This window comes from Stenotrophomonas sp. STEN031, from assembly GCF_056759975.1.
The window spans coordinates 22,002-40,725 of record NZ_JBRREA010000001.1 but is presented as its reverse complement, the minus strand read 5'-3'; the positions used below and the strand labels follow the sequence as shown (position 1 = coordinate 40,725).

26 protein-coding genes and 1 tRNA gene are annotated in these 18,724 nt (G+C 62.4%); 2 read left to right on the top strand and 25 right to left on the bottom strand.

All coding sequences use genetic code 11. The annotated features are described in order from the left end of the window. Positions 1-2: 2 nt before the first annotated feature. From ACVOLQ_RS00220 to ACVOLQ_RS00210, 3 genes are all read right to left on the bottom strand, one after another. Complete coding sequence (locus tag ACVOLQ_RS00220; protein ID WP_481526646.1) at positions 3-914, bottom strand: Mu-like prophage major head subunit gpT family protein; 912 nt, start codon at positions 912-914, stop codon at positions 3-5. Positions 915-955: 41 nt separating this feature from the next. Then, complete coding sequence (locus tag ACVOLQ_RS00215; protein WP_481526645.1) at positions 956-1,969, bottom strand: phage protease; 1,014 nt, start codon at positions 1,967-1,969, stop codon at positions 956-958. A gap of 300 nt (positions 1,970-2,269) precedes the next feature. Continuing rightward, positions 2,270-2,818 carry a phage virion morphogenesis protein gene (locus tag ACVOLQ_RS00210; protein WP_481526644.1) on the bottom strand — a complete coding sequence of 183 codons (549 nt, stop codon included), beginning with the start codon at positions 2,816-2,818 and terminating at the stop codon, positions 2,270-2,272. 16 nt (positions 2,819-2,834) lie between these two features. Here ACVOLQ_RS00210 and ACVOLQ_RS00205 point away from each other — a divergent pair. Further along, a tRNA-Thr gene (locus ACVOLQ_RS00205) sits at positions 2,835-2,915 on the top strand. Positions 2,916-2,953: 38 nt separating this feature from the next. On the opposite strand, the gene ACVOLQ_RS00200 is transcribed toward ACVOLQ_RS00205, so the two are convergent. From ACVOLQ_RS00200 to ACVOLQ_RS00145, 12 genes are all read right to left on the bottom strand, one after another. Beyond that, positions 2,954-4,177: a phage head morphogenesis protein gene (locus ACVOLQ_RS00200; RefSeq protein ID WP_481526643.1), complete on the bottom strand. Its 1,224-nt coding sequence runs from the start codon at positions 4,175-4,177 to the stop codon at positions 2,954-2,956. Beyond that, positions 4,152-5,726 (bottom strand): DUF935 domain-containing protein, encoded by a 1,575-nt coding sequence (locus ACVOLQ_RS00195; RefSeq protein ID WP_481526642.1) that lies wholly within the window; start codon positions 5,724-5,726, stop codon positions 4,152-4,154. The genes ACVOLQ_RS00200 and ACVOLQ_RS00195 overlap by 26 nt, the downstream gene beginning before the upstream one ends. Continuing rightward, the gene (locus ACVOLQ_RS00190; protein ID WP_481526641.1) at positions 5,726-7,375 is read right to left on the bottom strand and encodes a hypothetical protein; all 1,650 of its coding nucleotides are present in this window, start codon (positions 7,373-7,375) and stop codon (positions 5,726-5,728) included. Before ACVOLQ_RS00190 ends, ACVOLQ_RS00195 begins: the two co-directional genes overlap by 1 nt. Then, on the bottom strand, positions 7,375-7,929 hold the full coding sequence (locus tag ACVOLQ_RS00185) for a phage protein Gp27 family protein (RefSeq protein ID WP_481526640.1): 555 nt from the start codon (positions 7,927-7,929) through the stop codon (positions 7,375-7,377). Before ACVOLQ_RS00185 ends, ACVOLQ_RS00190 begins: the two co-directional genes overlap by 1 nt. A gap of 4 nt (positions 7,930-7,933) precedes the next feature. After that, on the bottom strand, positions 7,934-8,242 hold the full coding sequence (locus ACVOLQ_RS00180; RefSeq protein ID WP_481526639.1) for a VpaChn25_0724 family phage protein: 309 nt from the start codon (positions 8,240-8,242) through the stop codon (positions 7,934-7,936). 2 nt (positions 8,243-8,244) lie between these two features. Next, positions 8,245-8,499, bottom strand: a complete 255-nt coding sequence (locus ACVOLQ_RS00175; RefSeq protein WP_481526638.1) for a hypothetical protein — start codon at positions 8,497-8,499, stop codon at positions 8,245-8,247. A 14-nt stretch (positions 8,500-8,513) separates the two neighbouring features. Continuing rightward, the gene (locus ACVOLQ_RS00170) at positions 8,514-9,179 is read right to left on the bottom strand and encodes a hypothetical protein (protein ID WP_481526637.1); all 666 of its coding nucleotides are present in this window, start codon (positions 9,177-9,179) and stop codon (positions 8,514-8,516) included. Beyond that, positions 9,170-9,925 (bottom strand): transglycosylase SLT domain-containing protein, encoded by a 756-nt coding sequence (locus ACVOLQ_RS00165; RefSeq protein WP_481526636.1) that lies wholly within the window; start codon positions 9,923-9,925, stop codon positions 9,170-9,172. The genes ACVOLQ_RS00170 and ACVOLQ_RS00165 overlap by 10 nt, the downstream gene beginning before the upstream one ends. After that, a complete protein-coding gene (locus ACVOLQ_RS00160; protein ID WP_481526635.1) occupies positions 9,922-10,248 on the bottom strand; it encodes a hypothetical protein in 327 nt (108 codons plus the stop codon). Before ACVOLQ_RS00160 ends, ACVOLQ_RS00165 begins: the two co-directional genes overlap by 4 nt. Positions 10,249-10,451: 203 nt before the next feature. Next, entirely contained in the window at positions 10,452-10,763 is a 312-nt protein-coding gene (locus ACVOLQ_RS00155; RefSeq protein WP_481526634.1) for a hypothetical protein, read from the bottom strand. Further along, complete coding sequence (locus tag ACVOLQ_RS00150; RefSeq protein ID WP_481526633.1) at positions 10,760-11,185, bottom strand: Mor transcription activator family protein; 426 nt, start codon at positions 11,183-11,185, stop codon at positions 10,760-10,762. The genes ACVOLQ_RS00155 and ACVOLQ_RS00150 overlap by 4 nt, the downstream gene beginning before the upstream one ends. Further along, entirely contained in the window at positions 11,178-11,777 is a 600-nt protein-coding gene (locus tag ACVOLQ_RS00145; protein WP_481526632.1) for a hypothetical protein, read from the bottom strand. Before ACVOLQ_RS00145 ends, ACVOLQ_RS00150 begins: the two co-directional genes overlap by 8 nt. Positions 11,778-11,835: 58 nt before the next feature. Between ACVOLQ_RS00145 and ACVOLQ_RS00140 the strand changes: the two genes are divergently transcribed. Beyond that, positions 11,836-12,441 (top strand): hypothetical protein, encoded by a 606-nt coding sequence (locus ACVOLQ_RS00140; RefSeq protein WP_481526631.1) that lies wholly within the window; start codon positions 11,836-11,838, stop codon positions 12,439-12,441. Here ACVOLQ_RS00140 and ACVOLQ_RS00135 read toward each other — a convergent pair. Genes ACVOLQ_RS00135 through ACVOLQ_RS00090 form a run of 10 tightly spaced genes read right to left on the bottom strand, consistent with a single transcriptional unit; the run spans position 12,428 to position 18,638 of the window. Beyond that, complete coding sequence (locus ACVOLQ_RS00135) at positions 12,428-12,826, bottom strand: gp16 family protein (protein WP_481526630.1); 399 nt, start codon at positions 12,824-12,826, stop codon at positions 12,428-12,430. The two genes, ACVOLQ_RS00140 and ACVOLQ_RS00135, sit on opposite strands and share 14 nt — an antisense overlap. A gap of 29 nt (positions 12,827-12,855) precedes the next feature. Beyond that, complete coding sequence (locus ACVOLQ_RS00130; protein ID WP_481526629.1) at positions 12,856-13,320, bottom strand: hypothetical protein; 465 nt, start codon at positions 13,318-13,320, stop codon at positions 12,856-12,858. Further along, on the bottom strand, positions 13,317-13,652 hold the full coding sequence (locus ACVOLQ_RS00125) for a hypothetical protein (RefSeq protein ID WP_481526628.1): 336 nt from the start codon (positions 13,650-13,652) through the stop codon (positions 13,317-13,319). The genes ACVOLQ_RS00130 and ACVOLQ_RS00125 overlap by 4 nt, the downstream gene beginning before the upstream one ends. Before the next feature lie 2 nt (positions 13,653-13,654). Next, complete coding sequence (locus ACVOLQ_RS00120) at positions 13,655-14,269, bottom strand: DUF3164 family protein (RefSeq protein ID WP_481526627.1); 615 nt, start codon at positions 14,267-14,269, stop codon at positions 13,655-13,657. Then, a complete protein-coding gene (locus ACVOLQ_RS00115; protein WP_481526626.1) occupies positions 14,259-14,417 on the bottom strand; it encodes a hypothetical protein in 159 nt (52 codons plus the stop codon). Before ACVOLQ_RS00115 ends, ACVOLQ_RS00120 begins: the two co-directional genes overlap by 11 nt. Further along, complete coding sequence (locus tag ACVOLQ_RS00110; protein WP_481526625.1) at positions 14,410-14,691, bottom strand: hypothetical protein; 282 nt, start codon at positions 14,689-14,691, stop codon at positions 14,410-14,412. Before ACVOLQ_RS00110 ends, ACVOLQ_RS00115 begins: the two co-directional genes overlap by 8 nt. Then, complete coding sequence (locus tag ACVOLQ_RS00105; protein WP_481526624.1) at positions 14,688-15,125, bottom strand: hypothetical protein; 438 nt, start codon at positions 15,123-15,125, stop codon at positions 14,688-14,690. The genes ACVOLQ_RS00110 and ACVOLQ_RS00105 overlap by 4 nt, the downstream gene beginning before the upstream one ends. Further along, complete coding sequence (locus tag ACVOLQ_RS00100; protein WP_481526623.1) at positions 15,122-16,153, bottom strand: AAA family ATPase; 1,032 nt, start codon at positions 16,151-16,153, stop codon at positions 15,122-15,124. Before ACVOLQ_RS00100 ends, ACVOLQ_RS00105 begins: the two co-directional genes overlap by 4 nt. Beyond that, positions 16,150-18,168, bottom strand: a complete 2,019-nt coding sequence (locus ACVOLQ_RS00095; RefSeq protein WP_481526622.1) for a transposase domain-containing protein — start codon at positions 18,166-18,168, stop codon at positions 16,150-16,152. The genes ACVOLQ_RS00100 and ACVOLQ_RS00095 overlap by 4 nt, the downstream gene beginning before the upstream one ends. Further along, a complete protein-coding gene (locus tag ACVOLQ_RS00090; RefSeq protein ID WP_481526621.1) occupies positions 18,168-18,638 on the bottom strand; it encodes a hypothetical protein in 471 nt (156 codons plus the stop codon). Before ACVOLQ_RS00090 ends, ACVOLQ_RS00095 begins: the two co-directional genes overlap by 1 nt. Positions 18,639-18,724: the final 86 nt, after the last annotated feature.

Genomic DNA, 18,724 nt, shown 5'->3' with positions numbered 1-18,724 from the left:
TATCAGGCCAGCCAGGGCGTCTTCAGCAGCTCGACGCTGCCAGCCCATTCGTTGCCGCCGTTTTCATCCTTGATGACGAGCTTGCGGCCGGCGCTTTCCAGCAGCGGCGGCACCACCAGCAGGGTGGCTTCGATGCCCAAGGGGTTGCCGCCATCTGCGGTGAACGATTCCAGTGCGGCCTTGGCAGCTGCGAAGTTTTCTTTGGTCAGTGGCTGATTGCTGGCATAGGCCATCTGCCAGAAGCCGTAGCCGACGTTGTTGCGACTGTCCACGCCGAAGCGGAACAGGTTGCTGGTGAACACGACCTCGTCGGTGAGCGCCGTCATCGCCGTCAGTGCCGGGTTCTTGCGGTTCTGGAAGATAATCGGCTTGATCGCACGGTTGGTGCAGAGCAAGTACCAGGTCGGGTTGTTCGGGCGCGCAACCGTATCCACGTCGGAATTGGAAACCGTTGTGGCGACACCAGTGCCGTCACTGTTCGGGTAGACAGGGTGGTCAGTGTCGAAGAAGTTCTGGCCGTCGTAGCACAGCTGATTGGTGCCGTTCTTCAGTGCCTTGAATACCAGAATGTCCGGCTGGATCTTCGCGGCGCGGCCGGCTTCCTTGAACAGCGGCGTGTAGATGCCGAGTTCGTCGTCTTCAATGTCAGTCTTCTTGACGCTGACACTGGTTTCCCAGTCCTTGTTGACGATGGAATAGCCAAATTCCTTAATGGCCTTGAGGACGCGGTCGCCGATCCATTCGCGGAACTGCGGGAAGTCGCCCAGCCAGCCGTAGGTATTGCTCTTGGTGCTGCTGGGCACCTCGGTGGCAATCTTCTGCCAGTGGGTGGGCGCTTCATCCTTGGCGTCCTGGAAGAGCTTTTTGAAGCCCGTGAACAACGCCTGGATCAGCGGAGAGGTAACGAGTGTCATTGGATAGACCCTTTATATGGTGATGGGGCGGTGCGCTGGGTTTAGGCCGAGGCCTGAGCCTGCAGCGTCTTCAGGAAGTCGGCTTCGGAAATGCCCAACAGGCTGCAGGCCTTGCGCTGTTCGGCGTTCAGGGCGGTTGCGGTGGCACCGGCCGGCAGCGGCTTGCCATCCAGGCCGGTTTCCCCGCCCACGGCCGGCGCGGTGCCCACGAAGGCCTTGAAGCGCTCCAGGCCTGCAGCATCGCTGCACGCAGCGCGGTGATAGTCCTCGGTAGCGGGTGTGATCTTGCCGGCCGCCAGCGCGCCCTTGATTGCGGTGTCCACGGCACCGGCGTGGTCGGCCTTGTCGCGGGTCTTCAATGCGTTTTCGGCATTGGTGGCACGGTTGACGGCGGAGTCGTAATCACCGCGCGGCACAAAGCGATCCAGGCTGGGGGTTTGCTGTGTGTTGAGCGCCGTGGCTGTGTCGTCCTTGTCCTTCTTCAGAGCATTCAGGGCGGTGGCCACGGCGTCATCGGTGGCGTCTTCTTTCAGGCCCAGGGCCGCCACGATGGCGGCCGCGAGCAATGCAGAACGCGGCATGGGTGTTTCCTCTTGGTTGAGTGCGGTCAGGAACAGGTTCGGCTTGTTGACCAGGCCGGCCGAAACGAGCTGGACGATGCGGCCGGTGTCCGGCTCGTAGTCGAAGACAGGGGACAGGTAGCGATAGGCGCGGCTGGTGACCTGCTCAGCGCCACGTTCGGTCCAGTTCACACGCCCCCACAACGTGCCGCCTTCGCGGATCTCAACGGCCTCGATCCATGCGGCGGCCGGAGCCGGCTCACCCTTGGGGGCACGGTGCTGCGTGGAGTGCTCCCAATCGATGGGCAGCTCGACGGCACCAGCCCGGAAGTTGTCCTGGACGGCAGTCTGGCCAGCAGCGTCGAACAACCAGGTGCGGCCATCGCGGCCGACGATGCGCTGGCTGGCTGGGTCAGGTGCGGCGATCAGTTCCACGAACTCGGGGGCCGAGTCGTAGCCGGAAAGGTCGATATTGAGAGCAAGGCGGTTTCGCATGCCGCCCAGAGTGGGTGCAGGTCCGCGTTGCGTGGGACTGACGTGCGTCAGTAAGTGAGGGGCCTGATTTCGCTGTGCCGGCAGTCCCGGCGACGGTGGCCCGCACCATGGTCGCCGGAGATGGCGACGGCAGGCAAAGTGCCCGTTTTGGGGTTGGTTGTCCAGATGCGGGGCAGCGAGACGGTCAGGACACCGTTCGAAGACCGTTTAAATCGCCGCAGGCCGCCAGCGGCCCCTGTCGGTGGCACCGTGGGTGCGCTCTGGGGGGCTCCACGGCCCTCAGAGGCCGTTTCTGGGGGGTCACCTGACGGAACCGGATTCCCCAAGTTCCAGCCAGGCAATGGCGAGGTCGGAAATCACCTGGTCGTCTTCGCTGCTGATGCCCATGAACGGCCGAGCCGGTAGCCCAGGATGGTTGACCTTCTGCACGAACGCCGGCACCTGCGCCCCATCTTTCCCTGGGCGGGTGCGCATGCCCGGCCAGAACAGCGCCTTGCCCGGTTTTGCGTGGATCTCGTAGGGCGGCGTGCCTTCCTGGTGCCAGCGGGCCTGCCGGGCGTCGGAGTAGATTTCAACCCAGTCCGGGCCCGACTCGCCATTGATGCCGTCGCGCGTGCGGCCCGACTTCAGGAGCGGCGTGCGGCCACTACCATCGGCCAGTGGTGCCCAGGCAATGCCATCGGGGCCAATGCCAGTGACGAAGCGCCCTTGGGTTGATTCGATCAGGTATTCCCGCACGTCGGCCATGAGGCCGCTCTGGTCCTGGGCGCGCTGCAGCAGCTCGCCAAACCACCGCTGCACCTGGGAGTCATCGATGGTGATTGTGAAAGGGCCGGTCTTGTCGGTCATGGTATGGTTCGCCCGTGGACGGTGGGACCACAGCTGGCAGTGGGAAGGTGGCCTGGTCGGCACCTGGTGATGCGGGTTCGAATCCCGTCGCCGTCCTTGATATCCGAAGGGGTGGGCATATTGCCCACCCCTTTCTCATTTCAGCCGTGCGTAGTCGCGCAGCTGCTCAGCGGTTCGAATCTCGGCAGTGACCAACCAGTTGGCCAAAACCTTCTCTGGGGTGCGACTGGGGAAGCTCTCCATGCGCACATAGGCCACAAAGAACCGCCCATCTTCCAACTCATAGCCCACGGCCAGATTGCTCGGGGAGAGCTGCCGCCAGGCGGCAGGTGGATTGCTGACCCAGCTCGGCAGCGTGCGCAGGCCTTCGGCCAGCAGCGAACGGTCAGCGTCGGCCGCGTCCCGTAGGGCGTGGGATAGCTGCCGATCGGTAACCGCGATCAGCGCCGACTGCGGGGTGATGCCTGCATGCGTGGTGATGCGTCGCTCGACCGGCTTGGCCAGCTCCTGCAGCACGTCATCGGCGATCCAGCCTGCAGGCGAAGCGCGCCCCGAAGACCGGACCTGCAGGGCGGCGTCCAGGACAGTGTTCCAATCCGGTTGGAACCACGACACGTTACGCGCGGCCGCGTCCTGCAGGACCGCCTTGCGCCAGTCGGCCGGCAGGTCCATTACCTTGCGGCCAAGCCCTTCTGCGCCCCCCAGCGAACGCGCGGACTCGCCGACGTTGTAGCTCCATTCCGGTGCAGGATCGCCATGACTTGGCGCGGGTGGCGCATCAGGGCCGGCCTTGCCCATCACCTTCATCCGGGCAGCAGAAATGCCGGTGACGCTGCAGCGGCATCCCCAACCGTTCGGCGGGTAGTGGGTTTCCCACCATGGATCATTGGTGGCCACAACCTTGCCGTCCCATGCCAGGTGATCGTGGCGAGGATTGGTAACGGTGTTGTGCTGATACTTCAGGTACGGGAACGCCTTCAGTGATTCCCACCGGCCCGCCATGTACGCCGTGCGCAGGTTGGTGTGATAGATGACCGAGGTGCGCCAGTTGAAACCGGCTTGGTGATCGCCCCCCTTGCCACCGGGCCAGCCGAAACGCCGGATGGTGTCGCGGAACCGCGCGCGGAAGTCTTCCAACGTCTCGCCATTGGCGATGGCGGCATCAACCGCCTGGCGAATGTCGTCCAGGACCGCCGCCTTGGTGACCCCGGCAACCACGAAGCCATTGGCATGGTCCGTCTGCTGCAGGTCATCCCAACGTGCGGTGGGAATGTTCACCTTGCGCCGGAAGTAATCGACCGCCGCCGGGAACGATTTGAAGTTGCCGCGCACTTCAGGCATCAGAGTCGTCCAGTGCATCGGACATGCCGGCAACACCGGCCGCCGTCAGTGCCTGGGCCATCAGCTGGCCCAGCTGATGGCCGTCCAGATCGGGGAACAGCCCCAGCAGCCCGTCCCGCACGTCCTCCAGCGATACGGCCCCATCGACCAGCGCCTGCACCTGGTCAATCCAACCAGCAATCACGCGGTCTGCCCTCGGTGCGAGCAATGCAACCAGCTGATCCTCCCTGCTCGGCGCGGGCTGCTGCCGGTTCTCTGCCTGGGCGCGGGGCTTCGGGTCTGCAGGCGTCTCCACCGGCACGCTCTGCATCGGCGGACGCAGCAGCTTCACATCCTTGCCCTTGTCCGGGTCGGGAATGCGGAACTTGTCGCGGATCACTGATTGCTCAACCTCCAAGCCCATCGGCACCAACTTCTCCAGTGCCTCCAGCAACAGCTTCAGGTCTTCAGGATCTGGCACCGGATAGGTGACCTTCGGATACCGACCATGGCCATAGTTCAGGTCCACGAACGGCACGACCAGGCTCGACTGCACCTCAATTGCCAGTGCCTTGGCGAATGCACGCAGACGCAGGGTATGCACTCCTTCGTGGACCTCGGCCTGCGACAGGCTGGCACCATCGTCGGTGGTCATCGTCTGACCCAGCACAGCCTTGCTGACCTGCTTGTCCCAGAAGGTGGCCAGCTTCTCGAAGAAGTCGGCAGCGCCGGCAGTGTTGGCCGCTTCCTCAAAGACAATCTTGGTGCTTTCGTGGATCACCGCCGCTGCGTCGCTGCCCAGATTGGCCACAGCCCGCATCAACTGATCAATGTCTTCTTCCTTGGCACCGGGGCCGTAGGTGCCCACGCGCATTGGCAGCCCGAACACGTCGGCAAAGGCCATCCAATCCTTCCAGGTCCAGGCCTTGCACATATAGGCCACAGCAACCAGGCGCGCCAGGCCGCTGCGGACGCCCAGGCCGCTGCGCAGCTTGGGGCGGAACACGATGAACTTGTACGGCGGCAGGGGGATACCGTTGACCGGGTCGGCCTCATCGAGCAAGCGCAGCTCTTCGCCTGTTTCCCGGTCCCAGCGGAAGAACCGAGGGTCACGGTACTTGAAGTCCTTCGGAACCCAGGGTGTCTTGCTGCGATCCCAAATGATCTCCACCACGGAATAGCCCTTGCTCAGCCCATCTGCAAGGTCAAAAACCGTATTGCTGAAGCGCGCACCGCCAACGAAGGCGCGAACAGCGTCAGCAATCTCCACATCCTTGGCATCGTCGCTGAAGGCTTCGATGGTGGGCTCAAGGCCCGACAAAGCAAGCTTCACCGTACCCAGCACACTGCCGTAGTGCGCATCGCGCTCTTCCATTTCTTCAGCCAGCGTCAGGTAGGCGTGGTTATCGCCCTCGGCTGCTGCCTGCAAGATCGACGCCAGACGTTCCGGACCCAGCCCAGCGGCGACGCCGGCATGCCACGGTTGGCGGACGCCGGTCACGCCACCTGCGCTGATCTCGCGGTCGAGAATCTCGACCTGGATAGGATCGCCGTTTTCGTCAACGATCTTCGATTGCCTAACGGCCATTACCAAATCCCCTTTGTGCTGCGCCAGCCAGCGCCGCGCTTGATATCCCGCTTCATGTCTTTTGCGTGCGCCAGCACACGCCTGTAGTCGATGACTTCCACGTCCTGGCGGGACGCGTAGTGCATCAGCGCGATAGCGATGCCGACGTCGCCATGGCGTTTGGTGCCATCACCGCCCGTGGTCTTCTTGTCGGGGATACGCGCAACACCCTTGATGACCTTGATGGATCGCAGATCCTGCAGAACATCCTTGTCACGCGGCACGGCCATGGTGTCGTCTTCAAATGCCGTCTTCATTGGCGGCATCTGCTCGCGATACCAGCCCTCGGTCAGCATCACCAAGTCCACGCGGTTGTACCCGTATTCTTGGGCAAGGAACTCAGATACCGCGTGGCCGTTGCCTCGGGCATCCACCGCCGCCTTCATGAAGCGAGGAAGCCCGTCAATGATGTACTTGGCAATCTGGAACTGCTGCTTGTGCGGCATGTTCCGCAGCTCAAGCAGGAACGGGATGCGTCTGCGCAGGTTCTGCTCCACCTGGGCAGGAACCATCACGGTAAGGTCGCCGGTTCGCGCAAAGTCCTGGCCGAAGTAACAGTTGAAGCCAGGTGCCAGTGCCTTCAGCAGCGGCTCCACCTTCTCATCCAACCATTCCTTGATGATGCGCTCGCGTTCCTCGTCAGGCAGCTGTTCAAAGCCCTGCTCTGCGGTGTAACGCAACACCGGGGCATCGAACATGCGCGCTTCGATCAGACTGGTGGAAAGCCACGCACCGGAACCCTGCGACGGGACAACGTCCAATTCTTCTTCGGCGGCGTCGCCGTAGAAGGCGTACACATCCGCGACCCACTTGGCTTGGGCTTCTTCGTTCCAGGGCACGCCCTTGCGCATACACACGCGGCCGAACAGACCTTGTTCCACCGCGTCCTTGAAGGTGATTCGGTGAATGGTGCCTTTGCGCTTTCCCGCGCGAACCATGTTGATCAGCTCGTTGAACGGGTTTTGGTCGCCATCGTGGGTGCTGATGATGCGCACTTTGCCTCCCCAGATAAGCAGAGCCAGCGCAGCCTTTAACAGTTCGTCCAGTGCGCCGTGGAAGGCGGCCTCATCGATGACAACCACGCCTTGCTTGCCGCGTAGGTTGGCCGGGCGCGAAGACAGCGCAACGATACGATGGCCTGATGCGAAGCGGATGGTATAGGTCTTGATAGACCGTTCATCGTTACCATCGTTGAAGACCTCTTCGCCTTCCTCGATGGCCTCGGCCGCTTGGTTGAACACACGCGCCCACATGGCACAGGCTTCGATGTACTCGATAGCCATATCCATGTTGTAGCCGATGTAATAGACGTTCATGCCGCCCGCCTGGCGGGACATGGCGGCGGTCAGAACGTTGTCTGAAGCCTCGGCCCAGGTCAGGCCGACGCGGCGGCTCTTCTCGGCGATCTTCAGCTCGCTGGTGTCGGCGCACCAATCCCGCTGGTACTTCAGCAGGACCGCATCCAGTTCCGAGTTGACCTGTGCAGCAAAGGAGGCTGGAAGCTCCTGCTCCAGGTCGAAGGATTCGCCCTTCGCCATGGCCTTGGCCAGCGCGGTACGCTTCGGCACCGTGCTGGAAGGACGCCTGTCATTTGTGGGGGCAAGGACCATCAGCCAATTCCCAGAATCTTCTTGCGCATGTCTGCGGCGGTTTCTTCGGAGAGCCCCTTCGTCTTGACCAGTTTGTCCAGCTTCGCTGCCTGCTCCTGCAGAAGCTTCTCGCGGGCAGCGGCTTCGATCTTCTTTCGTACGTCCAGGCTCACGCGCTTGGACTCCAGCGCGTTCTTCGTGATCTGGGCGGCCGTCTTCACGTCGCCGAGCTTCACCTCGGGATTGGCGTTGAGCTTCAGCACCGTGTCTGTGGTGAGAAGCACCATCGCATTTGCCAGCATTGAACTGGTGTCGTCGCCGGCATTGGGTCCGTAGCGCTCCGCGATCACCTTGGCCGAGGTTTCCAGCTCCTGCATCTTTTCCGTGAAGTCCCGGATGGAAGACTCATAGCGGTGCAGGCCACTACGACTCACGTCGGCTTCGGGAAACTCGGCGCGAATAATCGCCACCATCTCATCCAGGGTGAAGCGATCCTCCCGCAACAGTTCCTCGAAGCGCTCCCTGTAGGGGGCGCGGTGAACCTTGCCTTTCCGGCGGCGCTTGGCGTCCGACATGGCGTTACCTGGTCGGCTCTTGGATGCCGTCGATCACCAGGTTGCCCTGGATCACGTCCAGGCCTCGGCTACGCAGCTTGGCCTTGTAGAGTTGGCCGCTCATGCCCGGAATCTGTTCCAGGTCTACGAGCTGGTGAGTCTGCAGGAAGCGCAGCTCTTCGATAACTTCATGCCGCTCAACGATGATGGCGACGTACTGAAGGCCGAGGTGCAGCACCGAGCTATTGGCAGTGCGGCCCGGCTGCTCGGACAGGAGTCGCAGCAGTACCAGACGCACGCCTTCGCGGCGGTAGTCGTCAAAGGTCTTTTTCATGCTCATTTCTCCATCAGATATTGTTCGATGGCCTTCAGCGAAGACGCCTGCGCCTCAAGGCGAGCGTCTACGCTTGAAAGGCGCTCGTAGACCCCGCGCATCTCGGCGTGCGTAATGCTGTTGGCGCTACGTGCTTCCAGTGCGTTGACTCGACTGGCTACGTTGTTGTGCATCACCCAAGAAATGATCTGTAGGAAGATCAGCACACACAGCCCGCCCAGGCAGACCACCAGCAATGGGACAACCAGGTCTTCCATTGAGCCGCCCTCAGTTACCCGTGCAGCGCACTGCGGACAGGTTGGCCTTCGCCACCGTCTCGCAGTACCAGCGCCACGCCGTTTCGTGCCATTGCGTTGCAGCTTGAATCAAGCGGCCGTTGGCGCTGCGGCAGTCCTGGTACATCAGTGCTTCCATGTCGTGCTGCGCCAGCAGCGCCAGCGGGTTGGCGCTGGTTGCTGGCGGGACGGCTGGGCACTGCTGTTTCAGGTTCGCCGGCAGGTCCGGGGGCGGCGGTGCTGGCGGCGGGCTCGGTAATGGCTTTGTTCCAGTGGCGCAGGAAGTCATCGCCAAGATCGATATCACGCAGATCAGGGCGCGCCGCCGCCAGCTTGGCAAGGTCGGCCCGTAACGTTTGCCCGAGTGTTTGGATTGCCTTCTTGTCATCTTCCCGCCCCTGTGAGATTTCATTGAGTTTCTTCACCGCTGTGTCGAAGGCGATAGCCTGGTCAACGCTTGCTTGGCGTTGCTGTTTGGCGATGTCCGCCCATGCCTGGGCATCCACACGCAGAGAGCGGTTCTCCTGGGCGGCATGGCTGTTGGAAGTGACCTTCCAAGCAACGAATCCGCCCAGCGCGGAACCCACGATCAGCGCTACGGCCACGGCAATCAGAACCGGTTTGAGTGCAACGGCAAGGAAGTCACGGCTGCTCAGTTGCATACGGCAGTCCCCGGCCAGCCCGCCGCGATGTAGGCAGGTTCCAGCGTCTGTAGGATGCGGCGCGGATAGTTGATGTTTTCGTGGTGCGCGGCAGGTCCACGACTGCGAAAGCGCTCGACGCTGCGCCAGTCATTTGCGTCACCTCGGCCCGCTACGGTCAGGCCACGCTCCCGCATCAGCCACGTCTCGCCACCGTTGTAACCGCGTAGAGCGAAGTTCCAGCGGCTGCATTCGCTTAGCCGGGTCCAGCCAATGGGCTGCACCCGGTCAAGCAACCACTTGTCGTAAAGCGCTGCAGCGTGGATGGACTGCATTGGGTCCCACGGATCGAACTTCCCGAGCTGCGCCGGGAACACCTGGGCGATCCAGCGCGCCGTGTCCGGCATGAACTGCGCCAAGCCCTGGGCACCAACGCCGGGTGAAACTGCACGCGGCTTCCACGCGCTCTCCTGGTGAAGCTGGGCTGCCAGCCTGGCTGCAGAGCCATTGACCCCCCAAACGTCTGCGGCGACTTGCTCCACACGGTGGCGATACAGCGCGCTGGCCTCGGGGATAGCGACACGTTGCTGGGGCTTCGCGGGCTCAGCTGCTAGCGCGGGGTTATTGAACAAGCCCCACACCAATGCCGTGAACAGAATCACCAGGGTGGTGATAGCCAGAGTTGCTTCGACTGGATCGCGGCCGAACTGCTTCCAGAACCCAGTCCACATGCGGCGCATGCTGCGTACAGGGGTGGGCGCGCTCATCCGATCAGCCCCGCACCGATGATGCAAGCCGCGATGATCGTGGCGCGGCGGGTCTGGGACATGCCCTTTTCGATGCCGTCCAAGTAACGGGGATCGGCACCTCGGAAAGCGCCAAGGTCCACAAAGTAGCCAACGGCCGCGCCGCCCAGCAACTTCGACATGAACCACACGTACGGGCCGAGCTTGACCGGATTGATGGCAACCACGATTGCCAGCAGCACCAGAGAAAGCAGCAACCACACCCATGCATGACCGATACGGTCGAGCAGGCTGGTCACCGGTTGAAACAGGCGGGATGCCTTGTTGAGCAGCGGTTTGTTCATAAGTCCCTCGTTAGAGGCCGGCAGCAACATGGGGATTCTGTTGCTGCCGGCAAAGCAGGCCGCCGTGCCTGCGTATGGGACTTTGCGCGCGCGCGCGAATCAGTTGGGACTGACGGGCGTCAGTAACGAAAAAGCCCCGCTCTTGGCGGGGCTAGGAGGATGTCTTTAGATTCGAACCGAAGCGATAGCTTCTAATCGTCATCCTACTCGATGCTGCCGAATGAAAGGCCCGTGACCACGCCCTTCGTGACGACACAAACAGCTTCCGAGTCGATCATGGCACCGAAGTCATTCTGAAGGCGAAGTCCTTTGCCGCGTCCCCAGTTGACTGAAAAACCCTCACCGGCAGGGAGATAGCTTGCCGCAACAACGTTGCCAGGCGGAATCTTCGCACTAGTGGGGTTCTTTACAGCATTCAGAAGCGCAGCTCGGCAAAGCGCCTGGGCTTTCTGTTCGGGCGACTGTGTGCAGCCAACCAAAGCCAACGTGACGCAAAGAATCAAAATCCGGTTCATCCTTGTTCCCCCTCGAATAGCTGTAGTTGGACCTTATTGCGATGCAGATGGTACTGCTGCCGGAGAATCCGCCAGACGTGGCGTTCCGTAAGCCGGAACTCTGCCGCCAGCGCCGGGATGTTACCCCGGCGAGAGCGACGATAGATATTCGCATCGCGCAATGCCGTTTGCAGCGCGTCACCTCGAGGCAGATACCACTGACGGCCACCGCCAAAATTTGCCAGGGCAACCATGCCGGCCCGTGCCAACTCAAACGCCACGTCCTCGGCATACCCTGCCTCTATGTAGGCACTTTCCACCACCTCGATAGCCCGTACCAGATCGCGCGGCCAGCGTTCCTTGGGCAGATCATCCAAATCGGCCGACATCAGCCCCCGCGCATCGATGGGCAGGTCGGGGATTAGGTCCGGTTGGTCAACCATTGGAACCTCCAAACTTGCTAAACGCCTCCTGGCGCTGTGCCGTGGCTTCCTCGGCCGTGATCTGATCCATACGTTCCAAGTGATCGATGTAGGCCAGTTGGGTATCCAGCTTCGATTCCTGGTGCGGCGATGACGAAACGCCCGTGGGCTGGCTCAGATGGCGACCGGTCCGGGCTTCGGTTTCGCGCTGCCGTTCCCGCTGTGCATCAACCTTGTCCGCTAGGCCATAGACCACGGCCCGAAGATACCCGTGGGACTCCAGCGGCAGGACCAAGCTGGAGCGCTGGGTAAGCATCGTGTCCATACCCGCCGCCCAGTGCGCCGGTGTCGTGGGCCTGCGAAGGGAGCTGCGTTCGTCCTTGCAGACGGTGCCGATGGTGACCAGGTCAGCGACCTCCTGGGCGAGCTTCACCGCGCGAGCCAGCCGCAGCCCTTGCTTGGCCGGCTTGAACAACCCGAGATAAGACAACAAGGCCTTACCTAACTCGGGGCCCAGGCCAGCAGTGATCATGGCAAGGCGCTTGCCATCCTCCTCTACGAACATGGCGCTGATGTGCGCTTGGGCGCCGCACTCTGGGCAGGTTGCACGCATTACAATCTGTTCTCCATGGACAGGGGGGTGTTATGAACTGTGAGATTGATTGGGCGTCGTGGTTCAGGCCACTGCTGCCGTTGTGCAGGCGGTCGGCTCGATATGGGCAATTCGCACGGCGACTCGCATTGCGAGTAAGCAGGCCGAAGACACGGCGGAACGGGCTCGCGTTCAAGCCGAAGACGCCGCACAACTTGCGCGGCAGCAGTTTGAGAATGCCGCCAAAATATCGCGTGAAGAGATTTCTGCGTCGGATAGACGTCTGCGTCGGGAACAGACCGAGCGTGTCGCGCAAGCCAGAAACCGACGCATGTATGTCAAAGCATTCTTTCGGGAGTATGTCGATCCTCTGCGAAGTGCCCTGGTTCAGGACTTGGAACAGGCCAAGAAATCTATTAGTGGCGAGCCTGTGGATCTGCATCCTTACGATACCTATAAGGGAATCGTGGACTCTGCACGAGCACTTAAAGATTTCCTGGAAGAAATGGGCCAAACGTTCTCGCAAGATCCGGCTACCGCGTTGGCACTCTACAAGCTCAGTAAAGTTGCTGACGCTCTGAGCAAGGGCCTGGGGGTTAGTCAGAGCCTGCCCAGTGCAAGTAAGCGCGTAGCAACAGCAGAGGCGAGAATCCCTCAGCTCGATAACGCGCTTAGCCACCTTTAGTCCTCCTATTCGCGTCGATCTGGAGTGCTGCTACCAGTTTGTGTAGTTGACTGGCGTTTAGCCATTCCAGACGCTGCACTTTGAACATGTGCTGGGCAGTAGCACGGGCGTACTCCCACTCCCGACCAGCGTCGGCCAGGAGCGCTTCCAGCTTGCGCATCAGCGGAGTCTTGTCTGTATCCACCGGGCGGCCGGGATAGGCCGCCTTGCCGTTGCCATTTTTCTTGTCCACAAAGCCCTTGGCGATCAGTTCAGCAATGACCTTGTCGCGCTCACTCTCGGTCATCTTGGCGGCCGAATCCTTGCCGGTAGTGTTGCGATACAGGGCACGGCGGGTTTCCTCATCCATGCCGAGCTGGGCGGCGGCAATGTGGATCTTGGCCAACTGTGGGCTGCGGGGGTCCTTGCGTGTCCTCATGGCTTCACCGCAGCACTAGTGGCCTGCGTCCGGCGCATGGGAACAAAAAATGCTGGGTTGTAAGGTAAGCCGACTTCCCAACCTGCTATTTCGGTCCAAGTTACGCAGTCGGATAACAGCCCCTGGTCGCCGCTCTGGATCCTTTCGCCCTGTACCAGCAACCTCCAAGACTGCGTATCGCTATCACCATTAGGACTGGCGTCGATCATGCACTGCTGCATGATGGTGGTCAGGTCGCTCGCGCTGATGCAGATCGTGTCAGGGTGATCCGGGTCGGCCTTTTCGGCTTCGCAGCAGTTGCGGATAGCCGTGGCAAGGTCGACTCCCGGCGCAGCGGCTGGCGGTTGCTCCTGGCCTTGACGGAACGCCTTGGCCTGTCCGTCCGCATAGTCCAGCACCGACACCGTGGCATCACCGTGCGGCGGGTTGTTGATAGCGTCTCGTGCGCCATATCCGTTCATGCGATCACCTCGGTTGACTTGTCTTCGAACCAGACCAACGCCGGACAGCCGATGTGCCGCTTCATTGCGAAGGGCAAGGCGTCGCCGCGCTTGTCGATGTAGCGAACGGCTCGGCGCAGCGCGTCGGACTGCGTCTTGCTGTCCTCATCGGCAGTGGCGCTGGTGTCGTAGTAGCGGACGCCTTCGGAGTAGACCTCCCGCGCGTACATCTCGATATCAGCGCGGACAGTGGCGTCTGCAATTTCCGTAGCCATGCTGACCACGGTGTTGGCCATCAGCAGCGCGATGGCTTCGGCGGCATTTGCCGCGTGGATCATCAGTGCGGTCTTCATGGTCACACCGCCGCGAAGTCGAGGGTGATGGTCTGAAACTCGCCCTTGTCGTTGCGCTCATAGACGCGCACGTAGGACTTTGACCCGATCACCTGGACGGCTTCGCCGATGGCCTGCATAGCCCGTTGCCAGCGCTCATCCTCGATCACCAGGCGGCGCAAGCCAAGCACTTGGCCGGTGCGGATATTGCCCGCATGGTCCACGTTGAAGGCGTCTGCGATCAGGGTCCGAAGCTCGGCGCGGGCATTCTCAGTCCACTCGGTGAGACATGCGTCAATCAGCTCCTTCGCGGCCTGCAGGCGTTCATCGAAGCGGATGGCCTCCTGCACCTGCAAGACGACCTTCTGCGTGCCGTCGAACGACATCAGGGTAATGTTCCCCTTCGCGCCGCCGATGTTGACGCCAAACTCCTGGGCGCTCAGGTCAACGAAGGCTTGGATATCGTTGAAGGTCTTGACCTTACGCTCCTTCAGGCGGGCGTTGTCTTCCTTGAAGCCAGCGATGATTTCCTGCACCAGGCTATCCCTGGTGAGGTCAATCGGCTTGATCATCGACTCGGGGACGAAGCGCCCCTTTGCATCGATGCGGCAGCCGGGCGGCAGGGTGTCATTCTTCATTGTTGTTTCCCTTTCGTGGTGTTGGCTCGGGCTGGCGCAGGTAGCCGGGGCCAAAGAATTCTTCGAAGTGATGCTGGAGCGACTGGGCGAGACGGCCACCCAGGTAGGGCGGCAGCTCGTCGTCAAATGGGTCTTGGTTGTCAGGCATCGCTATCGCTCGCAACCTCCCATTCCAAGAGGCAGCCGTGGAATGAGGCGGTGAAAACGGTGCGCGTGATGCCGTCCTTCGTCTGGCGGCGGCGCATCGCACCTTTGATGAAGCTGCCGGCGTCCGGGCGCTCAATGACGATGGTCGCCCTGCGCTCGTCGATCACGACTTGGCGCGGCGTGTAAGCACTCAGACCGAGGTGATACATGGCCACGGCCACTTCACCCAAGTGGCTCTTGATCTGGTCGATTGCGGGGGCTGATGCCTGGTTCATACCGATTCCCTCTTGTTGTCTTCGATGGCGATACGGATGGTCCTGAGCAAACGCGCGGCACCTGCGTGGCTAATGCCCTGCAGTGCCATGTCCAGCGGCAAGTCCCTGGGCATCAGGACGCGGGCCTGCTCCAGCAGCCGGTCCAAGCCCTGATGCACGGTTCTGGTGTCGATACCTGCCCCCTGCAGGAGCCGGAAGATCTCGCGGCGCTGGGGGGCCGTGCTGGTGGCAACCATGGTTGAGGTTCCAACACGCAAGGGGGCAGCCTTCAGCGCGATATCCATCAGCTGCCTGACGGTCAGCTGATCGACGGCGATGCCGCTTGCGGCAATCTCGGTCACCGCCGCGCACTTGTGCTGCAGGGGCGCGCTGGCCAGCCGGCCAATGACATTGACGGCGGTCAGTAGATCGGCCGTCACCATGGTGACGCTCATTCAACGCCCCCGAGTTCGCGCCAAGCGGCCCGCACATCGTCGTAGCTCAGCGGGCGCTGTTCGGCCGCTGCGAACATGCTGGCAAGGCGCAGGACCTTCGTAACGCCGCGCAAGGCTCCCGGCTTGCTTGCGATGTCCAGGAGCAGGGCGCGGGTCTTCGTATCTCGGACTGCCCAACCGTCGATCAGTGCGGCAACGTCTTCCTGCGTCGATTTCGTCAGGCGGACTTTCTTGCCGATCCGCGAGAACAGGCGGTCAAGGTAGGCAGCCCGGTTGCCGCCGGTCATGCGCGCGTAGACCTGTTCGTTACCCACGAACGCCACGCCGATCCCGGTTTCATCGTGGATGCCGCGCACCTGATCCAGCGCGGCTTCGGTCAGGTGCTGGGCCTCATCGATAACCAGCAAGCCGCCGGTTCCGGTCAGCTTCTTGCAGATCGCCTTGTGCAGCTTGTTGGCACCGCCGGAGACGGTCAGGCCCAGGGCATCGGCGATGACTTCCAGCGCCGTCACGACGTTTGCGCTAGCGCGCGTCATCGTTGCGTGGAAGACGTTCGGTGCAGTCAGCTTGTAGCGCTTGATGGACTCGGACTTGCCCACCCCGGCGCTGCCGTAGATGACTGCCATATCGCCGGCCACCTGGGCGTAGCGCAGCGCACCGATGACACGGGCACTGGTGGGCGTTTCGACAAAGCCGGGGGCAGTGGGCATGGCAGCGGCCTGCGCGCGCGCGGCCTGCATCGTCTCAGCCCAACGCAGCATCTTTGCTTCGATAGCGGCATTGTCGCCGCCATAGCTAGCACTGAGATACTGGCTCAGTGTTGTGCTGCTGATGCCCGCCTCAGTCGCAACTTTGGCCTGGGAGAGACGCTTGTCACTCTCGATCAGCGAGCGGACCAGGGCGCGCACATCAATGGCGGCTTCGGCCTCAGCGGCGGTGGGCAGGGTTGCGGCGTTGGCGGCGGTGTTGTCGAGCATGGTGGTGTTTCCCCTTTGAATCGGCGTGTTTGCGGCGGTGGTTTGGTTCATGGGTCGATTTCTGGCGGCTCCCAGCCGCTTTCTTTCAGCTGTCGGGCCTGCTGTGCTTCAAGGAAGCTGGACAGGCTGGTTTCGCGTCGGTGGTCGTCCGTACCAGTGCGCTTCAATGCGTCGCGTTGTGGGTCCGGTGTCCGCTGGAAGTGGCCCCGGACGACAGTCGAGTCGGCAGCAGCTGTTGGCGGCTCGGGCTTCTGGTCTTCCTTGCTTGCTTGGTAGAGCGCTTCGCGCTCCAGGGCATCCATGCGCACGGCGTTGGCCGCGATTTCCTTGTTGGCCTTTGCGTTCCTGCGACGGAACTTGCTCCACTCCCGGCCGCTGTTCGTGTCGCCGAACGCCGCGCGCGGAATGTGGTCGGCAGCGAAGAGATAGCGACCGTCCAGGCTGTAGACGTGGACGCCGGCATGCAGGTTGTCGGGGTCGTAATGCACAGCGACCTTGCGGCCTGCGTACTGGGGCAGGTGTTCGCACCAGTAAGCGTTCTTGCCCCACGGCCCGCGCCCGGCTTCGATGCGCAGCTCTCCGTTGTTGTGATCTGCCCGGATGACTTCGCGGGCCATCAGCAGCAGACGGCGCTGGGCATCGGCAAGCACGCGCGGCGGTCGTTGTTGCAGGCCGGCTTCCCAAGCCTGGTCGAAACTCAACACGTTGCGGCAGGCCTGCGTCCTGCGCATGGTCTTGGCATTGAAGCGTGCAACTTCCTCGGCGATTACTTCGCGCAGCAGCTGCACGTCGATAGCCGTGGCCTTGCTGAAGCCCTTGGCTGCGATGATGCGGGGGTTTGTCGCAACCATTTCATGCAAGCCACCCACACCGAAGGCGCGTTCGATGGGCTTTGCACCGGGATTGCCGCTTTGCTTGTCCGGGTTCGTGAAGTGCGGATCCATGCCAAGCATCAGCAACAGGCCCACGCCGTCTTCGGGATCGCTTTTGAAGCGATGGCGACCCTTGGCCCCCGCAGTCATCAGCTTGTTGGCGGCGACGCGCGTGTTGTCCATCCAGACGTGGCTGGGCGCAGTGACGCCGGTCAGGTCATAGGTGGCCAGGCGGAAAACGTCGGTGTTCTCGGTCTTTGCCAGACGCCAAGACAGCAGCTTGCGGCTGTGAATGTCCTGCCAGACCCAAGCGGTGGCGGTGTTGATGACTTCGCCGTCCTCAAACTTCACCCAAAGCCGGTCGAACTTCAGGCCGTCACCATTGACCGCTTCGCCCACTGCGAACGCCAGGGCATCGCGCGGCTGCGTGGGCAGCACGCGCGCGGCGGCTTCTGGGCCTTCACGCAGCACGATCTGCGTCACGCGGCTCACTTCAGCATTCAGGCGGCGCTCCATCGTGCGAGCGCTGGGCAGTGCCCAGCCCTGGGCCGTGGCCATGTTCCTCGTGCGCTGGTAGGTGTCCGCGTGCGTGGGCTTGGCACGCGTCAGGTAGTGGCCCTTGTACCAATCCCAGCACTGGGGATCGCACTCGGCGACGTTGTTGCTGCCGGCATAGCCGGGCAGGAGCAATGCCGCCCAGTCGGAACGGGACGCACCAGCAGTGGCGGCGGCCCAGCGGGAGAGACTGGCGACGCTGCTACCCGGCACGTTGTCGCGCTGCAGGGATGCGGCCACGTCGTGCCGGGCCACCATCAACGGCTGGCCTTGGGCTACGAGCTTGGCGACGGCATCCAGCGCCGCAGCCATTCGGTTGGCACGGGCCTGCAGCAGCTCGGTGGCAGCTTCCCAACGCTTCCAGGCGCTGGCGATCTGGTCAACGCCTTGAACCTTGCCGGCTTTCTTTATCGGGGCTACCGGGGCAGCTGGAGCGGTTCGCACCAGGATGGCGGCTTGAACCTCTGTCGGCAGGCTGGCAAGGGGGTAATAACGCTTCTCGCCACCTCGACCGGTGCGTGTGGAGAAGGCCCAGTTTTCCTTGGACGCTCGCCGTTCAACCGAACGCTTGGCCACGTTTAGGGCCGTGGCAATCAGCGTCAGGTCGAAGGCTTCAGGGATGCGGCATCCATCGGCCATTAGCGCGGGCTCCGGTGCAGGCGCTTGATACGCTCCAGCTGTTTGATTTCAGCTTGGGCATCGGCCATTTCGCGTTTGCGGCGGCCGATCTCGGCATCGATGGCTTCAACGCCGGGCAGGAAGCGCCCGCCGCGCACCCCAGCCAGCCAATCCGTCAGCAAAGTTCCGCTGCAGACGCTTTCCAGCGGTGCAACCAGATAGAACGGCAGATTGAAGGTGTCGCGGGACTCAGCTGTGTAACCGTCCAGCATGCTTTTCGACACTTCCTTGCCCACCAAGCGCGACACTTGGCCAGCCACCCAGAAACGGTCCTTATCCTTGTCGTGCCCTTGGGCCTCGGCCAGCAGCTGGCCGACCAAGGTGGCCACCTGGGTGCGGAAGTCCATCCCGCCCGCATCGGTGCGCCAGGGTTGCGGGATCTGGGCGAACAGATCCCCGGTGAGGGCGTCGGGGCGCGCACGGCGGCTCATCCGACACCCCCACCGGCTACCGCGCGCAGCCCGCTGGCGGAGGTTCCACCGACAGGTGTCCGTCGGGACCCATCGGTGGCCGCAAG

Excerpts from the sequence above, each read along its gene's own strand:
- ACVOLQ_RS00220 (WP_481526646.1), bottom strand. The coding sequence starts at position 914 with ATGACACTCGTTACCTCTCCGCTGATCCAGGCGTTGTTCACGGGCTTC.
- ACVOLQ_RS00215 (WP_481526645.1), bottom strand. The coding sequence starts at position 1,969 with ATGCGAAACCGCCTTGCTCTCAATATCGACCTTTCCGGCTACGACTCG.
- ACVOLQ_RS00210 (WP_481526644.1), bottom strand. The coding sequence starts at position 2,818 with ATGACCGACAAGACCGGCCCTTTCACAATCACCATCGATGACTCCCAG.
- ACVOLQ_RS00200 (WP_481526643.1), bottom strand. The coding sequence starts at position 4,177 with ATGCACTGGACGACTCTGATGCCTGAAGTGCGCGGCAACTTCAAATCG.
- ACVOLQ_RS00195 (WP_481526642.1), bottom strand. The coding sequence starts at position 5,726 with ATGGCCGTTAGGCAATCGAAGATCGTTGACGAAAACGGCGATCCTATC.
- ACVOLQ_RS00190 (WP_481526641.1), bottom strand. The coding sequence starts at position 7,375 with ATGGTCCTTGCCCCCACAAATGACAGGCGTCCTTCCAGCACGGTGCCG.
- ACVOLQ_RS00185 (WP_481526640.1), bottom strand. The coding sequence starts at position 7,929 with ATGTCGGACGCCAAGCGCCGCCGGAAAGGCAAGGTTCACCGCGCCCCC.
- ACVOLQ_RS00180 (WP_481526639.1), bottom strand. The coding sequence starts at position 8,242 with ATGAAAAAGACCTTTGACGACTACCGCCGCGAAGGCGTGCGTCTGGTA.
- ACVOLQ_RS00175 (WP_481526638.1), bottom strand. The coding sequence starts at position 8,499 with ATGGAAGACCTGGTTGTCCCATTGCTGGTGGTCTGCCTGGGCGGGCTG.
- ACVOLQ_RS00170 (WP_481526637.1), bottom strand. The coding sequence starts at position 9,179 with ATGCAACTGAGCAGCCGTGACTTCCTTGCCGTTGCACTCAAACCGGTT.
- ACVOLQ_RS00165 (WP_481526636.1), bottom strand. The coding sequence starts at position 9,925 with ATGAGCGCGCCCACCCCTGTACGCAGCATGCGCCGCATGTGGACTGGG.
- ACVOLQ_RS00160 (WP_481526635.1), bottom strand. The coding sequence starts at position 10,248 with ATGAACAAACCGCTGCTCAACAAGGCATCCCGCCTGTTTCAACCGGTG.
- ACVOLQ_RS00155 (WP_481526634.1), bottom strand. The coding sequence starts at position 10,763 with ATGAACCGGATTTTGATTCTTTGCGTCACGTTGGCTTTGGTTGGCTGC.
- ACVOLQ_RS00150 (WP_481526633.1), bottom strand. The coding sequence starts at position 11,185 with ATGGTTGACCAACCGGACCTAATCCCCGACCTGCCCATCGATGCGCGG.
- ACVOLQ_RS00145 (WP_481526632.1), bottom strand. The coding sequence starts at position 11,777 with ATGCGTGCAACCTGCCCAGAGTGCGGCGCCCAAGCGCACATCAGCGCC.
- ACVOLQ_RS00130 (WP_481526629.1), bottom strand. The coding sequence starts at position 13,320 with ATGAACGGATATGGCGCACGAGACGCTATCAACAACCCGCCGCACGGT.
- ACVOLQ_RS00125 (WP_481526628.1), bottom strand. The coding sequence starts at position 13,652 with ATGAAGACCGCACTGATGATCCACGCGGCAAATGCCGCCGAAGCCATC.
- ACVOLQ_RS00120 (WP_481526627.1), bottom strand. The coding sequence starts at position 14,269 with ATGAAGAATGACACCCTGCCGCCCGGCTGCCGCATCGATGCAAAGGGG.
- ACVOLQ_RS00115 (WP_481526626.1), bottom strand. The coding sequence starts at position 14,417 with ATGCCTGACAACCAAGACCCATTTGACGACGAGCTGCCGCCCTACCTG.
- ACVOLQ_RS00110 (WP_481526625.1), bottom strand. The coding sequence starts at position 14,691 with ATGAACCAGGCATCAGCCCCCGCAATCGACCAGATCAAGAGCCACTTG.
- ACVOLQ_RS00105 (WP_481526624.1), bottom strand. The coding sequence starts at position 15,125 with ATGAGCGTCACCATGGTGACGGCCGATCTACTGACCGCCGTCAATGTC.
- ACVOLQ_RS00100 (WP_481526623.1), bottom strand. The coding sequence starts at position 16,153 with ATGAACCAAACCACCGCCGCAAACACGCCGATTCAAAGGGGAAACACC.
- ACVOLQ_RS00095 (WP_481526622.1), bottom strand. The coding sequence starts at position 18,168 with ATGGCCGATGGATGCCGCATCCCTGAAGCCTTCGACCTGACGCTGATT.
- ACVOLQ_RS00090 (WP_481526621.1), bottom strand. The coding sequence starts at position 18,638 with ATGAGCCGCCGTGCGCGCCCCGACGCCCTCACCGGGGATCTGTTCGCC.